A 21,415-nucleotide genomic window follows, 5' to 3' on the forward strand; every position below is an offset into this window, starting at 1 on the left:
CTGTTGACAAACCGCTCGTCAACAACCGGCAAACGCTCCCTGTTTAGTTCATGAAGTACCTGATTGCAACGTTATTCCTTGGATTGCTTTGCCTGTCGCAGGCGTGTCGTAATAAACCGTCTGGTCCTCCCAAGCTGAAGCAGCAGCTTTATACGTTTTCGGGAGATAGCCGCTGCGATACAACCAGTAACCGGGGGGTCAACGTATCGGTATCCTACGTACTTCTCGCCGATGAGGAACCCGGCGCTGGTACCATCAACGGTCGGCTGAGCGATATGGCCGTACGCAGTGTGACGGACTGGCTCGATAGTGCAACGGTTGCCGCTAATCCGGGTTCCCGGTCTGATCTCAACAAAGCGGCTGCCCTATTTGCGGCCGATTACCAGAACATGCTCACCGAAATGGGTAGCCTGGGCGGGTGCTGGGAACTGAAAACGACAGCCGATACGGTTTTCTCGAATGAAAACGTGCTAACCGTCAAAATGGAAACCTACGCGTATACGGGGGGCGCCCATCCGAATTCGAATCAGTCATTTTTTACCTTTAACCGGGAAACAGGGCAACCGCTGAACCTGAGTGACATGGTATCCGATACGGTTGCCTTACTCGGCGTAGTCGAGAAAGCATTTCGGAAACAGCAACAGCTACTGCCTCAGTATAATCTGGAAGAACGGGGGTATTTTCTGCACGACGGTCGGTTTTTCCTGCCTGCTAACGTGGGCCTGAGTCCGAGGGGAATGATCTTTTACTACAACCCCTACGAAATTGCCGCGTACGCCGTGGGCCCGATCGAAGTAACAGTTCCCTACGAACAGCTGAACGGTATCCTGCGTGAAGGCTGGCTGTAACGATACATATGAAAACAGGAACGCCCCGGTCGACCTATCGACCGGGGCGTTCCTGTATAAAATAGGACGGTTAACGATTCATCGAAATCAGGAATTCTTCATTGTTCCGGGTACCTTTCATCCGATCGAGCAGGAAGTCCATGCTTTCCATTGGGTTCATATCTGACATGTGCTTGCGCAGAATCCAGACCCGTTGCAGGGTTTCCTTGTCGAGCAGCAGGTCTTCCCGGCGGGTTCCCGAGGCCATTACGTCAACGGCGGGGTAGATACGTTTGTTAGCCAGTTTACGGTCAAGCTGAAGCTCCATGTTACCCGTACCTTTGAATTCCTCGAAGATCACCTCGTCCATTTTCGAACCCGTATCGATCAGGGCCGTAGCGATGATCGTCAGCGATCCGCCATTCTCTACGTTCCGGGCTGCGCCGAAGAAACGCTTGGGCCGGTGCAGCGCGTTGGCATCTACACCACCTGACAGGATTTTACCCGACGACGGAACCACGGTGTTGTAGGCCCGGGCCAGACGCGTGATCGAATCGAGCAGGATAACCACATCGTGGCCGCATTCAACCATCCGCTTTGCTTTTTCAAGCACCATACTCGACACTTTTACGTGGCGGTCGGCCTGCTCATCAAAAGTCGATGAAATAACTTCGGCATTGACGCTGCGGGCCATGTCAGTTACCTCCTCGGGCCGTTCGTCGATGAGCAGCACGATCAGATAGACCTCCGGGTGGTTCCGGGTAATGGCATTGGCAATCTCTTTCAGCAATACGGTTTTACCCGTTTTCGGCTGCGCGACGATCATACCGCGCTGTCCTTTTCCGATAGGGGCAAACAGGTCGAGCACCCGCGACGAATAATTCTCGGGCCGGTTGCTGAGGTGGAGCTGCTCCTCGGGGAAAAGCGGGGTCAGGTATTCAAACGGAATACGATCACGAATCTCCTCGGTGGTTTTCCCGTTAACGGTCGTTACCCGCAGCAGGGCGAAGTATTTTTCGCCCTCTTTGGGTGGGCGAATAGCTCCGCGCACCGTGTCGCCGGTTTTCAGGCCGAACAGCTTGATCTGGGAGGGCGATACGTAAATATCATCCGGGCTGGCGAGGTAATTGTAGTCAGCCGACCGCAGGAACCCATATCCACCGTCAGACATGATCTCCAGTACCCCTTCGTTATCGATGATACCATCAAACTCCCGAATATGCTGGTTGTATTGCCGGCGAATGCGATTCTGATACTCCTGCGCTTCGCGGGATGGCTGCGGAACCTGGGGCATCTGCGCCGAAGCTGGCTGATCTGCCTGTTGAACATCCGCAGGCTGGCCGTTCGACTCTTCAGTAACGGGAGCCTCCGGTGCCGACTGCATATTTCCGCTATTGTCTTCAGAAACAACGGTAGGTGTGATAAACTCATCGTCCGGCTGGGCGTTGTAGTTTACCGCCGTATCGTCGGCAACAGGTCTTGGTATCCGCGAACGGTGACCGGGGCCTCCTTCGCGCATATTGTCACGACGGCCGCCATCGCGGGGACGGACAGAGCGGTCGGCAGATAAATCGTCACTAGCGGATCGGTCACTTCGGTTTTCGAACCGTTGCCGCCCGTTAGGATCACGCGGACCGGCGGGTTGTCCGTCGGGGCGTTGCATACGCTGCCGATTCTGGTCGCGCTGTCCACCATCCCGGGCTGTTCCATCGCGCTGACCGCCATCCCGATTATTCTCGGGACGAGTCCGGGCGGGGTCGCCGTTCGCATTACCGACCCGCTCCCGGGTGCGAAGTGGTCGCTCCGACGATCGGGCTTCCGTTGGCATAGTGGCTGCAGCGCTGGTGTCAGCAGTCGTTCGTGGCGTTGCATCGATGGCCGGCTGGGCGTTTTCCGACGAGTCCGGCAGGGGTTGCTGCGCTGGCTGGGCATCGGCAGGGAACGTACCTGGCTCGACCTCGGCCACAGGGGCTTCGGCGGTTGAGATAGTTGTTTCGCCAGTTTCTGACGTTGGGGGAGGAGTAGGGGCTGCATCGGCATCGCGACGAGTCCGTTGGCGACTTCTGGCAGGTTCTGGCTTAGCTACCGGTTCGGCCTGCTCGGCTGCTGGTGTATCTTCGGCGACTGGTGCCGCCTTGGGGCGACGACCACGACGTGGCGCTTCGATGGCGGCCTCCTCACTTTCTGAAACAGGCGTTTTCGACTGTTCGTCGATGATTCTATAAATTAGTTTTTCTTTGGTGTATCTCGCGATGTCGCGAATACCGAATTGCTCGGCAATGGGTTGAAGCTCAGAAAGAAGCTTCATACTCAATTCTTCTTTGTTGTACATACAGTTCAGGTTAACAGGGAACCTTGGCAGGACCGCCTGGGCGGCCAGAATAGAAAATGGGGGTTGCTGATACGGAGAAGTAGATGCCCGAAGGGCAGGTGCGCGGGTCGGACGAGTGCCGTAACGAGCTGATTCTTAAGGAACCGGACAAGGTAACCGCAATAAGTTGAGTTAACTGGGCAATGGGGTTAATCTAAAAAAGTGAACGGGAAGTACTCTTACTTTATCCAAACACAAAGGTCTGGTGAGGCCAGACGCGGTGGTTATAGAGACGTTTGGAAAACGGATGGTCTGCCGTAGTACGAGCTGTGCCTCTGAAAAGAGCTACCTGCCGACCAGATTGATGTGGGCAAAGGTAACAAACCGTTCCGATTTTGTCAAGATAACGTCAGCGATCTGAAAATGTTTCCCGATCAGGCTTACTAACCGATATTTTCCTTAAAAATGCTTAAATCTCCATCCCGCTGTAACGATTGCCTGCATCGTCGTCGTTACCTTTCCCGAACACCTTCCTCAAGACGCCGTTTTGATTAACTAATTTACATGAATCTGGTAATAGACTGGGGCAATTCAACCCTGAAGACTGGTTGGTTTGAAGGCGCAGGATTGATGGACGCGGGCCGTTACAGCTCGGTCGATGAGTTGCTGGCCGACATAGCCCAGCGCCCTTTTGCTCACGGCATCGTATCGTCAACGAGCCGACCTGCGAGTGATATTCGGGAGGGCTTAGGGAGCTTGAGTGACAAGCTGTTAGTACTGGATGGGCACACGCCCGTTCCTGTCCGGAAACACTACGATACACCCTATACGCTGGGAGCTGACCGGATAGCGGCTGCCGTGGGGGCGGTTACGCTTTTTCCGGATCAGCACTGCCTGGTCCTGGACCTGGGTACCTGCCTTACGGCCGATCTGGTCAGTAAAGAGGGTATTTTTGAAGGAGGGCTGATCTCGCCCGGGCTGCGCATGCGGTTTCGGGCTATGCACGAACAGACGGCTCGTTTGCCGTTGCTGAATTTGGAGCAGGGGCTCGTATTGGATGATCAGCAATGGCCTGCGCTCACCGCAACGAATACGCATCAGGCTATGATGAGTGGCGTACTGAACGGATTGTCTCTGGAAATGAATGGAATCATCGATTACTACCGGCGCGAACGCCCTGGTTTAGTGGTGGTGTTGTGTGGGGGAGACGGTCTAACCTTTGAAAGTCGTTTGAAACCCCCGATATTTGCAGTATCCGAACTGGTGCTGATTGGATTGAATCGTATTTTACAGTATAATGTTGAAAATTTATAAGCGGATACGCCAGACGTTAACGCATAGTTTGCTGGCCATTGCCGCGACCGCACCAGTGGTTCAGGCGCAGGGATTAGGAAATTCGCCATACTCCGCGCTGGGGCTTGGCGAACAATATACCTCTGGCAACGTCACGAACATGGGTATGGGGGGGATTGGCATTAGTAATGCCAGCCCGTTCTACCTGAATCTACAAAATCCGGCCCTGTTGGCCCGGCGTACACGGTTCACTGTTTTCGAGGTTGGGCTGATGGGCCAATCGAAGTCGCTCACCCAGAATCTGAACGGCGGTACGCAGAGCCAGCGCGATTTCGGTGGTAACCTGGGCTACCTGGCCCTGGCTTTTCCGGCCAACTCACGCTGGAATATGTCGCTGAGCCTCCGGCCCTATACCTACGTCGACTACAGCACCCGGCAGTACCGGCCCATTGGCAGTACGATCTACGAGGCTGAATACAACTATACCGGTCGGGGCGGTCTTAACAAAGCTGCTTTTGCCAGTGGGTTTCGCATCGGTAAAAACATCTATGCCGGTGCCGAAGCGGCCTTTGTATTTGGCAACATCACCAACACCTCGGATTCACGCGTTCTCATCAACGAAACCAACGTTGGTGTACAGGATACTCGGGTCGCTCGTCTGAACCGGGCCAACTACAGCGATATCGTATGGAAACTGGGAGCGGCCTGGCGACCTAAACTCAGCACAAACTGGACCCTGAACCTGGGGGCCACGTATGATCCGCAGACGCGCATCAACGCTACCGAGACCGATATTTACCAGCAAACAACACTAACCGGGCTGGCCATCTCATCGCCCGATACCCTTCGGTACGGGGCCAATGGGCGAGCTACGCTGCCCCAGCAGCTGCATTTCGGGTTAAGTCTGGAGCGCAACAATACATTCCTGGTCGGTATCGACGTCGGATTTCAGAAATGGACTCAGTTTCGAACGGTCAGCGATCAGCCCGGAAACCTAACTGACGGCTTAACAGTAGCCACCGGACTGGAGTACACCCCCAAAGCAAACTCTACCCGCTATCGGGATCTGATAACGTACCGGGCCGGGTTCCAGTACAATCAGATGCCCTACCGCGTGGCAGGTGAACAAATTAAAGACATCAATGGTAGTGTTGGTATCTCTTTACCCCTCGGCGCCTATCTGGTCAATCACATCACCGTATCGGTTGTAGGTGGCCAGCGCGGGGTGTTGACGGGAAGCCAGATTCGTGAACAGTACGTCCTTATGGCGTTAGGCTTCTCGCTGAACGACTGGTGGTTCCGGAAGCAGGTAGTCGATTGATACAGCATGAATAGCGTAACAGGTAAAATGGATACTGGAAATGCAGGGAAGTGGTCTGGCTGGACCAGACTGGCTTTCCGGTATCCATTTTACGTTTGCCTGCTGGGAGCCGTGCTGTTGCTGGCCTGCGAAGACTCGAAGCAGACCAGGAAGGTATCCCCGTATAAAGGGCCAATCGAAGAGATAAACGATGTTAAACTACTGTATAGCGAAGCGGCCCTGTTGAAAGTCAAGCTAACCACGGCTAAACAGTATCGGTATGCCAATGATAACCGGACGTATCCTAAAGAGGTTAACATCGTTTTTTACGGCCCGGCTGGCGAAGAGGTGACCACCCTGCGGTCTGATTCGGGACGGTATAGTAAAGAAAAGAACCTCTATACCGTTATGGGCAATGTTGTTGTAATCAACAAGCAGAAACAGGAAAAGCTGCTGACGCCCGAGCTGAACTGGAATCCGGCAACCAAAAAGGTATACACCGAAAAGCGGGTAACGGTCATCAGCCAGCTGACTGGCGAAAACCTGTACGGGATTGGGCTGGATGCCAATCAGGATTTTACGAACTACAGGATCCGCAAGCCAACCGGGGTCTTCAACGTAGAAACGAATCCGACTTATTAGGGAGCAGACGCAGGAGCAGGGTTCTGCTGCGCGTTGGTTTCGCAGGCTTTCAGGATAGGCGTAACGGCCGTGACACTGGTTAGGCCGGTTTCTTTTCCCCACTCATTATAAATATAGGTGGTTATCTCGGCCACTTCCAGATCACTGAGCTGTAGCTGGGCCGGCATCGGTCGGTTGTACCGCTTCCCGTTCACAACGATCGGGCCGTTCAGTCCATACTTGATCAGGCAGATAACGTTGTTCTTGTTGGCGAGATAATCAGACCCTGCGAGGGGCGGGTACAGCGCGGCAACCCCTTTGCCGTCAACCTGATGGCAGTTGGCGCAGTTGCTTTTGTATAACAAAATTCCTTCGGTAATGTATTTCTGCCGCTTTATCTCTTCATCACTCTGACATGATGCCAGGGTAAGCACACCCGCCAGCGCAGCATATAAACCCAGCCGTATTGTCATGATTTGTATTCAGCCAAAAGCCGGTTTATGTCATTCATCAGTTTATCGACGCCTTCCTGCGTGGTGCCGTCGTAAATACCGCGTATCCGTCGTTGCTTATCGACGAGAATAAAAGCTCCGCTGTGTACAACACCACCCGGAGCCGATGAATCCTGTTGGGCGGTGACCATGTAGCTGTTCTGCCCGATATCATAAATCGTTTCCCGATCGCCGGTTACGAAGAGCCATTGCCGACCGCTTACGCCCAGGTTGTCGGCAAATTCGCGCAGTACAGCTACGGAATCGTGCGCCGGGTCGATTGTGTGGGAAAGCAGCATGACATCCGGGTTGCCTTTAAACGTCTCATAAACCCGCTTCAGCTGAACTTTCATCTTGGGGCAGATGGTAGGGCAGCTGGTAAAGAAAAAATCGGCCACGTAGATCTTGTTGGCAACGGCTTTCGCCGTGACCGTATCGCCATACTGGCTGACGAAGGCAAAATCGGGAATGGTCTGGTATACTGAATCGGTTACCGATTTGCCATCTACTACTTTGGTAACGGCCTCCCGCCGACCCAGAATAGGTAGTTTCTCATCCGACTGGCTGCACGACAGCACCAGGCCGGCTGCAATTGAGACCAGGGCCATTCCGTTAATTCTTACCCAGGAATGAGCGGGCTTGCTCGATACTCGTATTGACTCTTGTTTTGACTTCATTGATCTGATCTTTTTGCTCCGCCAGGTAACGCAAAGCTTCTTCGGAGGAAAGTGTAGTGAGGGTATCGCCGTTGTACTGGTTCATCCAGCTCATCATTGAGCTATCGGCATCAGAGAGGTTTTTGCGCAGCCGCATGAGTTGTTCCCGGTCTTCGTCGGCCCGTAGCGTGGCAGTTGGTGAACCGGCCTCGCCCAGGCTGTCGAGGGCCGTCAGGCGCTGGTTCAACTGTTTCTTCAGCCCCAGGATATCGCTCGTTTTGGGCATTACCTCGTCATGAATCGCGAAAACTTCATTTTCGGCCTCCCGTACAGCATCTTCATTCGACTGGCAACTTCCGAGAAAAAGGGTGGCAGTGAGCAGGCCAGTCAATAACACAACACGATTGTGCATAAATAAATTAAGCTAGATAGTAGAACTCAGGTAGATTGGCAGGAATAAAGACCAACATAACGGATACCGCTCTGTTACCTGACCGTAGCGTTGGCCCGTTGCTTCAACAGTTCGCGGGCGTTTTTGATCGCGCTGGCCGACGGGTTTTTGCCTCCTATCATCTGCGCAATTTCGCTCACTCGCTCATCAAATGACAATCTCCTGATTCGGCTGACGGTCTTGGCGGCTGTATTGTCTTTGTATACAAAGTAGTGGGCTGTGCCTTGTCCGGCAATCTGGTGCAGGTGGGTGATGGCGATAATCTGGTGACTGTGAGCCATGTCGCGCATCATATTACCCATCTTGATCGCAATTTCACCCGAGACGCCCGTATCGATCTCATCGAAAATAATGGTTGGCAAGGAGCGCTTATTGGCCAGTATGTATTTGATGGCCATCATCAGCCGTGAGAACTCACCACCAGAAGCTACGTTTTTAAGCTGCTGGGGTTTTATACCCTTATTGGCGCTGAACAGGAAGGTGATCACATCAATACCCGTTGCGCTGGGCTTGCCAGTCTCGGTCTGGATTTTCAGGGATGCGTTAGGCATGCCCAAATCATGTAGCAGACCATCAATTTCTGCTTCAATTGATTCAAGTACGGCCAGGCGTGCCGCCGACAGCGCGTTGGCGCTCTCCAGCAGCTGGGCGCGGGCGGCTTCGGTCTGGGTTTTGGCTTCGGCCAGCTCATCATCCAGATTCAGTACTTTGCTCACTTTCTGCCCCAGCTCATCACGCAGTCTGATCAAAGCGGTTACGTCGGCAGCCTGGTGCTTGGTTTGCAACTGGTACAGCAGGTTCAGCCGTTCCCGAATGGTTTCGGCCCGGGCATCGTCAATCTCGACATTGTCCTGTTCGGTGCTGATTTCATCCGCCAGATCCCGCAATTCAATGAGGCTACTCTGCGCCCGCTGCTGCAACTGTTCGTACTGATCGGAAAGCTTACTGATGTAGGAGAGATTGCTGACGGTACTCTTGAGAAAATCGATGACCGACTGTTCAGCGTTATCCAGGTATTCGTAGGCTAGCTGTAGTCTTTCCTTGATCTCTTCGGCGTTCTCCAGGATGTTGAGTTCCTGCTCGAGGGCTTCCTGCTCGTCAGGGGTCAGTTGGGCTTTGACCAGTTCTTCGTATAGGAAGTTGTTATAGTCAAACTCTTTCCGCATGGCTGCGGCTTCTGCCTGCAGCTGATCGTAAATGCTCTTTTTGGCGCGATAGGCCTGATAGTCAGTACGGTACTGGCGGAGCAATGTATCGTTCTGGGCGTAGGTGTCGACAATTTCCAGCTGGTAGTCGTTAGAGCCGAGCAGTATGGAATCATGCTGGGAGTGAATATCCATGATCTGGCTCGTAACCCGACGCAGCGTTTCGAGGTTAACGGGAGTATCGTTGACAAAAGCCCTCGATTTGCCACTGACGCCGATTTCCCGGCGCACAATACAGCTGTCTGAGAAGTCGAGTTCTTCTTCCTCGAAAATTCGTTCGATGGCATAACCGGCCACGCCGAACGTGCCTTCAATGACACATTTCAGCTCAGGGTTGTAGAGCACTCTGGTATCGGCCCGGTTGCCTAGCAGTAAGCCAATGGCGCCCAGCATGATAGACTTACCAGCGCCCGTTTCGCCCGTGATGATATTCAGCTCGCGGTCAGGAGCGAGTTCAAGCTCATCGATCAGGGCGTAATTTTTTATCAATAAGTGCGATAGCATAGGTGAGGTTCCTCAAATAGCTAACAATACCAGCCAGCACTCAGTTCTGAGGAAGCCGTACGTCTTGTGCCGATTCCGATGAAAAAATGTAAAGATAATACCCGTCCACTGGCTACTGTAACTCTGCATGTCAGGTAGCCCGACGGCTCCCTCTACTGGCCGCTGGCAACCAGTTTACGATACACTTCAGTTTTACTGGGGTCGAGGTAGGAGAGTAACTCGAAGCTGCGCTGGCGTTCGGCGGGGGTTCCTTCGTACAGAATGTTGAATAACTCCTGCGACTTGGCATCGAAGAACGAATTAATCAGCACCGAATTGGGAAGTTGCAGACCGATGGTCCGAATGGTACCGAGCAGGTCGAGCGTCTGTTTCCGGACCTGCACGGGATTGGCAGCAAAGGTGTCCAGTCCCAGGCGATGATACGTATACAGCCCATCCCGAAATGGAAGCAGCTGCTGATTCTGCAAGTTCTCGATGAGCCAGTAGCGGTTACGACGGTCACCTCCGGTTTGCCAGGCCGCGTTTGGTGAGCCCTGTTGAGCCAGATTCGTGATGGCGTATGCGCGCTGAATGAAGAGATTACCGCCTTGCCGACTAAATGTGTCGTAGTCAACGGCCAGTATGACGTTGGCGTAAAAGGCCAGCAGTGAGGTCAGGTCATCGGAGAACTGGTTCTCGCGGAAGAATACCGGAGTAGTGGGCAGATAAACGAAATTAAAGGCCCGATCTACGTAGTTGAAAATAGTGGTTTCGTAGCTGGTGCCGTACACAGGTCGGGTAACGGTGATTTGGGCGGTAGCTTCAAAAACTCCCTGTGCCAGTGATTTCACCAGGTTTATATTTATGGAGCAGTTGATCCGCTCGTTGGGTGCGAACTGGTCGTTTGTCCATCGGCGCGCATTCATAAACTCCGAAATAATCCCCTGTAACTGATTTACGTACGAAAAGTCCGTCTTCTGGGCTGCGAAAAGCTGATCGGAGTTAATCGTCACCGTACAGTTCAGCTCCTGAGCCCGGGCCGAATTGATCAGAGCACATACTACCAGCAAGGTTTTTAGCAATTTCATATTGAGCTTTTTTTCTGACGATCGGAGTCTGAACGGGAAACCTGTCAGACGGTGAGGGCTGGCTGCGAACCGAGCTTCTCTAGTACGATCTGTAACAAATCCTGCGCCACGTCTTCTTTGGCTTTCAAAGCAAATTCACGCACTTGTTCGTCCCTGTCAATAACGGTAATTTTATTGGTATCGTGTCCAAAACCAGCCCCCAAGTCCCGCAGTGAATTTAGCACAATCCAGTCGAGGTTTTTGGCATGGAGTTTCTTGAGCGCGTTCTCCCGTTCGTTATTCGTTTCCAGCGCGAACCCCATCATCAACTGGCCTGCCCGTTTTTGCTGACCCAGGGAAGCGGCAATGTCAACGGTTTTAACGAGTTCAATGGCGAACTGAGCTTCGTTCTTTTTGATCTTCTGATCAGCGGGGTGGGCCGGTGTATAATCGGCCACGGCGGCACTAAGAATCGTAATGTCAGCCTGGCTAAAAGCGGCCTGTGTGGCGCTGAACATTTCCTGGGCTGACCGCACGTTGATGCGCCGAATGGCGGGGTGGGGCAGAGGCAGGCTGGTAGGGCCGCTAACCAGGGTAACTAGCGCTCCAGCCTGCGCAAAGGCCGCTGCAATCGCGTACCCCATTTTGCCGGTAGAATGGTTACTGATATACCGTACCGGGTCGATAGGCTCCTGCGTGGGGCCAGCCGTAATCAGCACCTGTTTCCCGCTTAGGACAGCCGTAGTACTTTTGGCCCAGAACGTTTCCAGAACCTGAACAATGGCTTCGGGTTCGGCCAGACGACCTTCGCCCACCAGTCCACTAGCCAGTTCACCGTATTCGGCCCGGATGATGTGATTGCCGAACGACTCGAGCCGACGCAGGTTCTCGGCTGTAGCTGGATGCCGGTACATGTCGAGATCCATGGCCGGAGCAAAAAAGACGGGGCATTTTGCCGACAGATACACCGCCGATAGCAGGTCGTTGCAAATTCCGAAGGCACAGCGGGCTAGGGTGTGAGCCGAAGCGGGTGCAATTACTACGGCATCGGCCCAGAGGCCAAGCTCCACATGGTTATTCCACTGCCCGTCTTCCGTATGGGCGAAGGCCGAAAGTACAGGGCGTTTCGATAAAGTTGCCAGCGTCAGCGGTGTAATGAACGTTTTGGCCGACTCGGTCATGACAACCTGCACGTCGGCTCCGGCCTTGACCAGCAGGCGAACGAGAAGCGCCGATTTATAGGCCGAAATACTGCCCGAAACACCTAAAAGAACTCGTTTGCCGACTAATACCATAGACGTGATTACGTTAGCTGAACAGCCAGAACCGGCGCTGTTCGGGGTGCGTTCAAACCAAAAAACCGCACGGTCCAGATGCCGTGCGGTTACTTGTATAGACCAGAAGAAGGCTACTGAGCTTCTTCGTCGTTGTAGCGCCAGTATACTTTACCCTCCAGAAATTCGTCGGTAGCGATTGAGGTTGGCTTGGGCATACGCTCGTAGAACTTCGAAATCTCGATCTGCTCACGATTCTCAAACACCTCTTCCAGATTATCGACGGCCGAAACGAATTCTGATAATTTGTTGCTCAGCTCTTCTTTGTTCTTGGACGAAATCTGCCGGGCGCGCTTCGAGATAATCGACACCGACTCGTACAGGTTCCCCGTCTGGGCCGCAATCTTGTCGTTGTCGCGGGTGATGATAGATTGATTGGTTGCCATAATTTTCAGTGTTACTATTTTTTGCCTTCGGTCTGACAAGCAGGCTGTTTCAGAGTTGGTTTCCAAACGGCCTTTGTTGCCCAAAAGCAATTATTGATTAGCCGCCGTGACCTTAGCTGGCCGACTGGCGTCGGGCTGTGTATTCTGTTTTTCTTTTTCGCGTTCCTGTTCCAGCTTCGTTAGGCGCTCCAGCTCTTTCTGGCTGGTTTCGTACATTTTTTCTGACTCTTTCAGGAAGCGGCTCTTGGGGTATTTATCAACAAACTCCTGATAATAATTGATAGCTTCCTGATAACGTTCCTTTTGCTTGGTCTCTAGGCTGTTCTGAGCCAGGCTGAACTCCGCGTCTACTTTCAGAAAGGCAAGTTCTTCGTTGTACTGCGAATCCGGAAACTCTTTCTGGAAGTTGTTGATCGCAATGACCGACGACTTGTACGAAGCAATGTTGAAACCGCTGGTTTTATAATACAGTTTCGCTTTCTCGTAGGCTTTGCGTTCCAGCTTTTGCCGTAGCTCCAGAATCATGCGGGTACAATCATCGCGGTATTTGCTGTCAGGATATGCATTGATAAAATCCTGCAGAGCCGAGGTAGCTGTCAGCGTGTTCGACTGGTCGAGGTTAAACTGGGGCGTATCTTTGTACAGAGAGAAAGCGTACATGTACATCGCTTCCTGGGCGTACTCCGAGCGGGCAAAGGTTTCGTAGAATTTCTTGAATAGCGTAGCGCTGAGCAGATATTGCTGCTGATGATATTGGGTATAAGCGTAGTAGAACTGAGCCATTTCCGACTCGGTACTTCCCTTCAGAACCGGAATAAGTTCTTCAAACAGCAGTCCCGCCCGGTACCAGTCTTCTTTCTTATAATATTCTACCGCTCCTTTGTACTTCTCGTCATCGGTCCCGTTCTTCTGTAGTTTCGAGAATGGACTACACGAACCCAGCACAAACACAATCCACGTTCCCAGCAGAACCTTTACAAAATGACTTTGTTGCATACGAAGGCAAAGATACAAAAAAAACAGAGGCTACACCGTTTAAACGACGATGCAGCCCGGATAGTGCCGTGTCGGTCAAGTCTGTTATGACGATAGACCGTTAATTTGTGTTAAAGAAATATGGCTTCTTTCGGCTTGGTAATGGCCTATCAACTATTGATGGCGTACCAGCAGCCGTTTGGTGGCCACTTTTCTGCCATCTACCGATAGTTGATACAGATAATAGCCAGTGGGTAGATTACGGGTGCCGATGCGTAGCTTACGTTCTCCCTGCTCCAGGTTGTACTCGCCAACCGGCGCCCCCAGCACGTTCATCATGACAAGACGTGCATCGCCCGGCGCCGTAAATTGATAATCAATCTCGGCGGCATCATCAGCTGGGTTTGGATAAGCGTTGGAAACGGATATTTTCTCGTTGGCAAACAACCGGTCTTCCGCCTTAATTTCAGACCCTGCCAGTGGCCGCGCATCCGTAACAGCAACCGATCCTGTTTCTGAAGCCGAAGAGCGACCATTCGCCGACTTAGCCATGGGTTTGCTCATCAGCAAGGTGCGGTAATGCTCGTTGATCGGCGTGTTTTTCTGGAGATGTACGGACCGATCTAGGCCAACTGTTGCGGGGTTAGGCACGAGCGAAAAGCGCCGTGATAACACCGGTTTTGAGGCTATTCGGGAGGTTGTCGGCGTTCGGCCCAATTCAAGACGGCTACCTTTTCGGGCGTCCGAATCCCGCTGAGCGACCTGCGCTCTGAGCGGGACTGTAGCCAAAAGCAAGCCCGACAACACACCCACAAGTATAAATTGTTTCATCAAGTTCAAATTCAGGTATACTCCTACTCACCACAAACGTATTCACGGAAAAAGACAAAGTCAACGGCGTACTGTCTAAAAAATTGTTAAAACCATTAATTAATACTCCTTTGAACGAGTTTCTTAGCTAAAGGTTTAGTTGGCGACTTTGTTTTTATTGTTTTTCTAGTGGCTGGCTGCTCGGCAGGTGGAGTCTCCAGCCACAGGACCTGTGCCTTGGTCGGCTTTTCGGCATCGCGCCATCGGAAGCCATCCAGTTCTTTAGCATCGTCGGTAATTTCTTTCGGCGGAATCAGCTGAGCATCGGGCTGGCCGTAAAATCGAATGCGTCCTACTTTGTTGTCGGCAAATTCAATGTTCATCCGGCTACATTCAACGTGGTTCAGCCCAATCATCCGGTTCTTTTCATCCACAGCGTAATAAATACTCTGCCCATTGCCCTCAACAATGACTCGTTCCAGAGCGGTCTGTTCGCGTACGGGTGCTGTTGCTGACGCGGGCGGTGTGTTATTCGCTACTACGCGCTGCCCTACGGTTTTCGTTGCAGTGGGGGTACTGGTTCGGGTAGCAATGGCCGTGGCCAGCGCAGTCGTCGACTGACCAGCTGTTGTTACCGGCGAGGCATCAACCACGGGTTTTGTTGTAAAGTAGGCCGTAATAGTGCGTCCTTTTACCTGGTTGAAATTTTGAAGTGTATCGAGCGAAACCACGAACGATTTCGTTTTCATAAACATGGTGCTGATGCGGTTATCTTTCAGCAGGGCCCGCATCGAGTCGGCCTCCATCTGATACTTGTTCTGGCTCCAGACAACGGGCTTTTTGTAAAAGTAGATGGTAGAGTCGGCGGTGTTGTAAACCAGTGAGTCACACTTGCTCTGAAGATCTGACTTGTATACGAATACGTTTTTCTGCCCTATGAGCCGGCGGGTGTTGGTGACTTTATCATCGAATGAAAACAGGGTGTCGGCCCGTAAGTAGAGCGTGTCTTTTGTTTCCTCATTGGCCAAGCTTTTGGCTACTGGCTTGCCTGTTACGCGCGACACACCAGCTTTGCCATTATAGCGGACATGTTCGCCGGTTATGATCGCTTTCCGGTCTTTGGCTACCATGATAACATTCCCCTTGGCAATCCCCAGCTCAGACACGTTATCATAATAGAGGGAATCACCCGTAAGGCGGTACTTAGGCGTTTCGACAGTGGCCCGTCGCTGAAAGTTGGAGATGCCGGAGGTTGTATTGTACTGACCTTCCCTAGCTGTCAGAACACCGTCTTTATTCGTAATTCGGGTCGGTCCCTGAAATGTCGCAAGTCGACTGAGCGAATTATAAAGCAGCGAGTCGGCCGTTAACGTACCTTTGGGGTTGACAAGCTTAACGTTCTGGCGAAAAGTGAAAAGTTTGCTGCGGGTATCGTAATAGCCTTCGCGACTGGTCAGTACGTTCTCTTTATCAACAATCCGGCCGGGCGTGGGATAGTGAGCAATACCCGAAATCATATCATAGTCGAGCTGACCCGTAGTGAGCGTCATCTTGCGGTCACGCATGGTCACGTGGCCGCGCAGATTCGCCTGCCGGGTATTACCGTAGTAGAACATGGTATCACCCCGTACGCTGATGGTATCGCCCTGAATGAGCCGAACGTTACCGTACGCTTCGATAACGTTTGTGGTTACGTTTTGAATCGCCAGGTTGCAGTACATGAGCATGCCTTTCTGCCGAAAGCGAACGTTGTTGTATATTTTTCGGACAACCTGACCCGGAACGTTTACCCCAACCAGGCTGTCGGCACCGGGTAATAACTCGACCTTATCCGTTGCTCCGGCCGGCACGGGAGGACGGCCCACCTGAGCCAGTGCATCCACTGAACTGAACAGGCCAACCACAATACCCAGCAGTAAGAGACAATACGTACGCATACTTACCATAACGACAAAACTACGGCAACCAGCCGAAGCCGGATGTTTAAGGAGCGATTTTTAAAATTTATTAACGAAAACAAGCTCATTGCTCCGCCCAATGCCGTGTTGCTGGCCGTGAGCGGTGGACTCGACTCGATGGTGATGGCGCAGCTGTTTCATCAGTCGGGGCTGCCGTTTGCTATGGCTCATGTCAATTTTGGTTTGCGCGGAGCGGAATCAGACGCTGATGCTGCTTTTGTAGAAAACAGCGCTCAGGCATACGGGGTTCCGTTCCATCTGACACGGGTCGATACCGCTACCGTTGCGGCCGGGCGCGGTATGTCTATCCAGATGGCCGCCCGCGAGCTTCGCTACAGCTGGTTTACGGAACTCGTTCATCAGCATGGGTATACAGCGGTGGCTACCGCTCACCATCAGAACGATGTCCTGGAAACGATTCTGCTGAATCTGACGAGGGGTACCGGCCTGTCGGGGCTGCGCGGGATTTTGCCCCGACAGGGAGACGTGGTCCGGCCGTTGCTGTTTGCCACCCGCGATGAACTCGCTGCCTACGCCCATGAAGCGTCGATACCGTACCGAGAGGATAGCTCCAATGCCGATGATAAGTATGCCCGCAATCGCGTCCGACATCGGGTGGTGCCGGTTCTGACGGAGCTGAACCCGGCTTTGCTGACCGACACTTTGCCGCGCAGCCTGGAAAAACTCCGCGCTGCCGAGCGTCTGCTGGAACACCAGCTTGCCCAAAGCTGGCAGGCCGTTGCTGAGCAGCAGGCTGACCGAGTCTGGCTTCCAGCTCATAAACTGATTGCCGTACGCGAGCCTGCTTTCCAGTTGGGCGAATGGCTCAGCTCCTATGGATTTAGGGCTGATCAGGTAAACGCCATGCTGGCCTGCCTGAATCAAACCACGGGTCAGGTATTCCAGTCGGCTAGCCACCGGGTCGTTCATGATCGATTGGTGTCGGGACAAACGGGTTTGTCACTGGAGCCGCTGAGCCGGCTGGATGAGTACACGATTACGCTGCATGACTGGCCCGAAGCTCCGATAGAGGTTGCCGAACAGTTTGAACTGGTAGTCGAACTCATGAAACGGACGGACGGGTTTTCGATACCTGCCGATCCATCAGTAGCCTGCCTGGATGCCGACAAGCTGCGGTTTCCGCTAATCATACGTCCCTGGCACCTCGGAGATCGGATACAGCCATTAGGGATGATGGGAACAAAACTAGTCAGCGACATACTGAACAGTAACAAACTGCCCCGTTTGGAGCGGGAACGCATCGCTGTGCTGGTGTTAGATTCCGAAATAGCCTGGGTGGTTGGGCACCGGATCAGTCACCAATTCCGGATAACGGAACAGACCCGGCGGATTGCACAATTTAATTGGCGCCAGAAGTGACGATTACCCGGAATGGTCGTTCTAAAAATTGTACTTTCAAGGTTCGTTACGAGTTTGTTGCACTACCAACCACCGCTCTTTATACCGTTTGAAAATTCTGGCATTTATTTTGATAGTATCAGTCAAAAGCCCATCTTAATTAACGAAAATATACTCATGAACCGATTTATACGGGTTTTGCTGTTTGCAGGACTGGCCTTCTGGAGCCTGAACAGTCAGGCGCAAAGCGCACGGTTGCGGGCAGCAAACAAGCAGTTCGATAACTATAGTTACGTCAGCGCAGTACGGGCCTATGAGGAGTTTTTACGGGTCGATAAGAAGAAAGAGCCTGCCGAAACCCGCGAGGCTATGACTAAGCTAGGCTACAGTTACCGGAAGCTACAGGATATGCGTAATGCCGAACGCGTATACGGCGATCTGGTAAAGGAATATACCGACCTCGATAGTGAAGTGTACCTGTATTACGCACAGGCTCTGGCGGCCAACGGAAAATACCGCGATTCGCAGAAGATGTACAGCCAGTATGGCGAAAAACAGGCCCAGGACCTGCGTGGTCGTCGATTTACGGTGTCTTACATGGATATGGGTCGATTCTACCAGGATTCGTCGTCGTATCGTTTGTATGACTTGCCAATCAACTCCAGACAAGCCGACTTCAGTCCGATGTATTACAAGAACGGACTCGTTTTCGTGTCGGCGCGTGACGAGTCGGGGGCGGTGAAACGGGTGTTCAGCTGGAACCAGACACCTTTCCTGGATCTGTATTTTCATCCTGATACCAACCAGCTGCGCGTACCGGGCTCGGTGGTAACCCGAACAACGGGGGCTGCCGTACTGGGCGGAGGTGGAGACAGCAAAGCAGCAACTACCGAGGTGATAGAAGAGCCGCAGAAGCTGACTAAAGCCGAAATATTCAGCAAGACCCTGAACACCAAGTACCACGAGGGACCGATGACATTCACCAAAGATCAGAACTTTATCGTGTTTACCCGGAACAACACCAGTAAAGGAAAATCCGGAAAAAGCTCGGACGGGGTGAAGAAACTGAAATTGTATTCTTCCGTGAATAAGGGCGGTAAGTGGGTTGATATCAAGGAGTTGCCGTTTAATAGTAATGAGTATTCTGTGGGCCATCCGGCGTTCTCGCCAGACAATACAAAACTGTATTTCGCTTCTGACATGCCTGGTGGATTTGGAGGTACTGACATCTACGTTGTTGAATTCAATCCTAGTAGTGGCGAGTGGGGTACCCCGGTCAATATGGGCAAGGAGATTAATACGGAAGGGAACGAGATGTTTCCGTTTGCCGACGAAGGCGGAAACCTTTACTTCTCATCGGACGGCCATGAAGGATTGGGCGGACTTGATGTATTCTATGCTGAACTGCGCGATGGTGTGGCGTACAAAGGGGTTCAGAACGCCGGTGCACCGATCAACTCGGAAAAAGATGATTTTGGGTTCATAACAGACCGGACCCGGACTAGTGGCTATTTCAGCAGCAACCGTAAAAAAGGCGTTAGCGATGACGATATCTATGCGTTCCGCCGTACGTGTAAACAGCTGAACATCCTGGTCTTCGATGCTAAAACGGGATCCCCGCTCGAAAATGCGGATGTCCGTATCCTGCGCAATGGCGTTAACCAGGATTTGCGGATTACCAACATAGAAGGCCGCACGGATCTATGCATCGATACGAACACCGAGTACGAGTTTAAGGCTATCAAAGAAGGGTTCGCCATGAACAGTGCCCGGTATTCGACAATGACTCAGTCGCCCCGAGCTGTGATGGAGATCAAGATCTATCTCGAACGCTCTGAGAACACGATTGTGAAAGGGGTTGTAAAGACCGAGGTGAACCAGCAGCCAGCTCCCGGGGTGAAAGTAACGCTGCGTAACGACAAGGATAAGTCGGAGCAAACGGTCATTACCGGTCCTGACGGCGGATACGAGTTTAACACTAAGCCTAATGCCCCGTATACGATTACGGCCCAGAAAGAACGCTACGCTACCAAGAAAACGCAGTATACGACGAAAGCGAAACGCAACGCGAAAGTCATCACCGATTCGCTTGGCCTGTACGGGGTTGGCGATGTGTTCCAGCTGAAAAACATCTACTACGACCTCAACAAGTTCTTCATCCGTCCTGATGCGGCTCGCGAGCTGGATCACGTACTGGCCATTCTGAAAGAGTATCCGCAGATGCAGATCGAGCTGCGGTCACATACCGACGCCCGGGCTACCGATACCTACAACATTCGGTTGTCAGAGAACCGGGCGCGGGCGGCCATGGACTATCTGGTTGCGCGGGGTATAGCCGCCAGCCGGTTAATGGCCCGCGGCTATGGCGAAGCTGAAATTTTGAACGGCTGCGTCGATGGTGTAAACTGTACAGAGAGCGAACACCAGCAAAACCGCCGAACTGAGTTCAAAGTACTGGCCGTGCAGTAACGCAGTAATCGGAGATGATCTGTAAACGGGGTCCGCAAGCCCATCAGCCGAACCGGCTGATGGGCTTGCGGACCCCGTCGCTATTGGTAGCTTGGTAAACACTTCTTTCGCCTGAGCGGTTAGGTCTGGTAAACTCAACAGCATGCGATTCAGGGATAAAGTGTGTATTGTTACCGGGGCAACCTCGGGTATTGGCCGGGCCACGGCCGAACGGATGGGCGAAGAAGGTGGAAAAGTGCTGGTGATCGGGCGCGACGAAGAGGATGGCCAGCAAGTTATCGATACCATTGCAGGCAAAGGGGGCGAAGCGCGATTCATTGCGGCCGATGTATCCGATCCGAAGGCGGTTGAGTCGGCGGTTCAGCAGGCTGTTTCGACCTGGGGGCGGGTAGACGTGCTGGTCAACAATGCCGCCATGATGACGTTTACGCCCATCGTAGATCTGTCGCTGGAAGACTGGGATAAGGTGATGAATACCAACCTGCGTTCGGTATTCCTGTTTTGTAAGTATTGCATTCCGCACATGCAGGGAGGGGCAATTGTCAATATCAGTTCGGTACATGCCCACGAGACCACACCCAACGTTATTCCTTATGCCACCAGCAAAGGGGGAATGGAGGCTTTCACCCAAGGCATATCCCAGGAATACGACCGCACCAAGGTGCGGATAAATTGCATAGCGCCCGGAGCCGTTGATACGCCCATGCTCTGGGATAATCCAAACGTAAAAAATGGCCAGGAGAAAGTAGACCGGGCCAACGTGGGCCAGCCAGAAGATATCGCATCGGCGGTATGCTATCTGGCCTCCGACGAAGCCCGGTTTATTCATGGCACGACACTGGTCGTAGACGGAGGTACTCTCAAAAAACTTTAAGACCAGCGCACAATGCGCGCGGTAACAGAAAGCTGGCCGACATGCCTCATGGTATGCTCGGCCGCGTGTACGTACAGTCCGATGAGGGTAGACGGAAGCTGCGCCCGGCCAACGCCCCGTACTTCGGTCAGGGTGCTCTGATCGGTTCGCCTGAGTTGCAGCAGCGCTTCGTCAACCTGCTGATTAAACCGACGGACCAGATCGGCGGTCGTCAGAAATGATCCGGTTGGTGTGCTCTCCATCGACAAATCATTCAGCTGGCTCGATGAGAGCTGCTCACCCCGTGCGTACGTAAACATGCGGTCGAGAACGCCCGACAGGTGCTGCAGATGAAAGCCTACCGAAGCGACGTTTCCGGGCTGCTCGCGCAGGAGCGCATCCGGGAAGCCGTCCATAAGTGAGTTGACTTCTTCACGAGCCTGCAGCAGGGCATGAGCAACGGGCTGCAACAGGGCTGGCATATCGGGTAGAGGCCCGCGAAGCCAGACTTCAAGGTGGTTGAGAGGAATCATGGTTTTCATAACGTAGAGGCCGGATGACTTGAC

The 21,415-nt window shown here is 52.8% G+C and carries 19 protein-coding genes; 7 read left to right on the forward strand and 12 right to left on the reverse strand.

Going from position 1 to position 21,415, the window contains the following annotated elements; genetic code table 11:
• Nucleotides 1-50: 50 nt before the first annotated feature.
• Nucleotides 51-848 carry a DUF3298 and DUF4163 domain-containing protein gene (locus FBR45_RS20445; RefSeq protein ID WP_138505761.1) on the forward strand — a complete coding sequence of 266 codons (798 nt, stop codon included), beginning with the start codon at nucleotides 51-53 and terminating at the stop codon, nucleotides 846-848.
• Between the two features lie 70 nt (nucleotides 849-918).
• Here the strand turns inward: FBR45_RS20445 and rho are convergent, their stop codons facing one another.
• Nucleotides 919-3,159, reverse strand: coding sequence for a transcription termination factor Rho (gene rho, locus FBR45_RS20450; RefSeq protein WP_138505763.1), 2,241 nt, complete (start codon nucleotides 3,157-3,159; stop codon nucleotides 919-921).
• A 543-nt stretch (nucleotides 3,160-3,702) separates the two neighbouring features.
• Here rho and FBR45_RS20455 point away from each other — a divergent pair.
• Genes FBR45_RS20455 through lptC form a run of 3 tightly spaced genes read left to right on the forward strand, consistent with a single transcriptional unit; the run spans nucleotide 3,703 to nucleotide 6,373 of the window.
• Nucleotides 3,703-4,452 carry a type III pantothenate kinase gene (locus FBR45_RS20455; protein WP_138505765.1) on the forward strand — a complete coding sequence of 250 codons (750 nt, stop codon included), beginning with the start codon at nucleotides 3,703-3,705 and terminating at the stop codon, nucleotides 4,450-4,452.
• On the forward strand, nucleotides 4,436-5,752 hold the full coding sequence (locus tag FBR45_RS20460) for a hypothetical protein (RefSeq protein ID WP_246082322.1): 1,317 nt from the start codon (nucleotides 4,436-4,438) through the stop codon (nucleotides 5,750-5,752). Before FBR45_RS20455 ends, FBR45_RS20460 begins: the two co-directional genes overlap by 17 nt.
• Before the next feature lie 6 nt (nucleotides 5,753-5,758).
• Nucleotides 5,759-6,373 (forward strand): LPS export ABC transporter periplasmic protein LptC, encoded by a 615-nt coding sequence (gene lptC, locus FBR45_RS20465; protein WP_246082323.1) that lies wholly within the window; start codon nucleotides 5,759-5,761, stop codon nucleotides 6,371-6,373.
• Here lptC and FBR45_RS20470 read toward each other — a convergent pair.
• From FBR45_RS20470 to FBR45_RS20515, 10 genes are all read right to left on the reverse strand, one after another.
• Entirely contained in the window at nucleotides 6,370-6,825 is a 456-nt protein-coding gene (locus FBR45_RS20470) for a c-type cytochrome (protein WP_138505767.1), read from the reverse strand. The genes lptC and FBR45_RS20470 overlap by 4 nt on opposite strands.
• On the reverse strand, nucleotides 6,822-7,451 hold the full coding sequence (locus FBR45_RS20475) for an SCO family protein (RefSeq protein ID WP_138505769.1): 630 nt from the start codon (nucleotides 7,449-7,451) through the stop codon (nucleotides 6,822-6,824). The genes FBR45_RS20470 and FBR45_RS20475 overlap by 4 nt, the downstream gene beginning before the upstream one ends.
• 4 nt (nucleotides 7,452-7,455) lie before the next feature.
• Nucleotides 7,456-7,911 (reverse strand): viral A-type inclusion protein, encoded by a 456-nt coding sequence (locus FBR45_RS20480; RefSeq protein ID WP_138505771.1) that lies wholly within the window; start codon nucleotides 7,909-7,911, stop codon nucleotides 7,456-7,458.
• A gap of 74 nt (nucleotides 7,912-7,985) precedes the next feature.
• Nucleotides 7,986-9,659 carry a DNA repair protein RecN gene (gene recN / locus FBR45_RS20485; protein ID WP_138505773.1) on the reverse strand — a complete coding sequence of 558 codons (1,674 nt, stop codon included), beginning with the start codon at nucleotides 9,657-9,659 and terminating at the stop codon, nucleotides 7,986-7,988.
• A gap of 152 nt (nucleotides 9,660-9,811) precedes the next feature.
• Complete coding sequence (gene porD, locus FBR45_RS20490; protein WP_138505775.1) at nucleotides 9,812-10,726, reverse strand: type IX secretion system protein PorD; 915 nt, start codon at nucleotides 10,724-10,726, stop codon at nucleotides 9,812-9,814.
• Between the two features lie 44 nt (nucleotides 10,727-10,770).
• A complete protein-coding gene (gene coaBC, locus FBR45_RS20495; RefSeq protein WP_138505777.1) occupies nucleotides 10,771-12,000 on the reverse strand; it encodes a bifunctional phosphopantothenoylcysteine decarboxylase/phosphopantothenate--cysteine ligase CoaBC in 1,230 nt (409 codons plus the stop codon).
• Nucleotides 12,001-12,113: 113 nt separating this feature from the next.
• Nucleotides 12,114-12,425, reverse strand: coding sequence for a DNA-directed RNA polymerase subunit omega (locus tag FBR45_RS20500; protein WP_077922747.1), 312 nt, complete (start codon nucleotides 12,423-12,425; stop codon nucleotides 12,114-12,116).
• Between the two features lie 90 nt (nucleotides 12,426-12,515).
• On the reverse strand, nucleotides 12,516-13,421 hold the full coding sequence (locus tag FBR45_RS20505; RefSeq protein ID WP_138505779.1) for an outer membrane protein assembly factor BamD: 906 nt from the start codon (nucleotides 13,419-13,421) through the stop codon (nucleotides 12,516-12,518).
• 153 nt (nucleotides 13,422-13,574) lie between these two features.
• Entirely contained in the window at nucleotides 13,575-14,051 is a 477-nt protein-coding gene (locus FBR45_RS20510; protein WP_246082324.1) for a T9SS type A sorting domain-containing protein, read from the reverse strand.
• Nucleotides 14,052-14,326: 275 nt separating this feature from the next.
• On the reverse strand, nucleotides 14,327-16,147 hold the full coding sequence (locus FBR45_RS20515; protein ID WP_138505782.1) for an OstA-like protein: 1,821 nt from the start codon (nucleotides 16,145-16,147) through the stop codon (nucleotides 14,327-14,329).
• Nucleotides 16,148-16,189: 42 nt separating this feature from the next.
• On the opposite strand from FBR45_RS20515, the gene tilS reads away from it, so the two are divergent.
• The 3 genes from tilS (at nucleotide 16,190) to FBR45_RS20530 (ending at nucleotide 20,870) form a co-directional block, all read left to right on the forward strand.
• Complete coding sequence (tilS, locus tag FBR45_RS20520; protein WP_138505784.1) at nucleotides 16,190-17,548, forward strand: tRNA lysidine(34) synthetase TilS; 1,359 nt, start codon at nucleotides 16,190-16,192, stop codon at nucleotides 17,546-17,548.
• A 156-nt stretch (nucleotides 17,549-17,704) separates the two neighbouring features.
• Entirely contained in the window at nucleotides 17,705-19,996 is a 2,292-nt protein-coding gene (locus FBR45_RS20525; RefSeq protein ID WP_138505786.1) for an OmpA family protein, read from the forward strand.
• Between the two features lie 142 nt (nucleotides 19,997-20,138).
• Nucleotides 20,139-20,870 carry an SDR family NAD(P)-dependent oxidoreductase gene (locus FBR45_RS20530; RefSeq protein WP_138505789.1) on the forward strand — a complete coding sequence of 244 codons (732 nt, stop codon included), beginning with the start codon at nucleotides 20,139-20,141 and terminating at the stop codon, nucleotides 20,868-20,870.
• Here the strand turns inward: FBR45_RS20530 and FBR45_RS20535 are convergent.
• Nucleotides 20,867-21,382, reverse strand: a complete 516-nt coding sequence (locus FBR45_RS20535; protein WP_138505819.1) for a DinB family protein — start codon at nucleotides 21,380-21,382, stop codon at nucleotides 20,867-20,869. The two genes, FBR45_RS20530 and FBR45_RS20535, sit on opposite strands and share 4 nt — an antisense overlap.
• Between the last annotated feature and the right edge of the window lie 33 nt (nucleotides 21,383-21,415).

It is taken from the genome of Spirosoma lacussanchae, assembly GCF_005870035.1.
Taxonomy (GTDB): domain Bacteria; phylum Bacteroidota; class Bacteroidia; order Cytophagales; family Spirosomataceae; genus Spirosoma; species Spirosoma lacussanchae.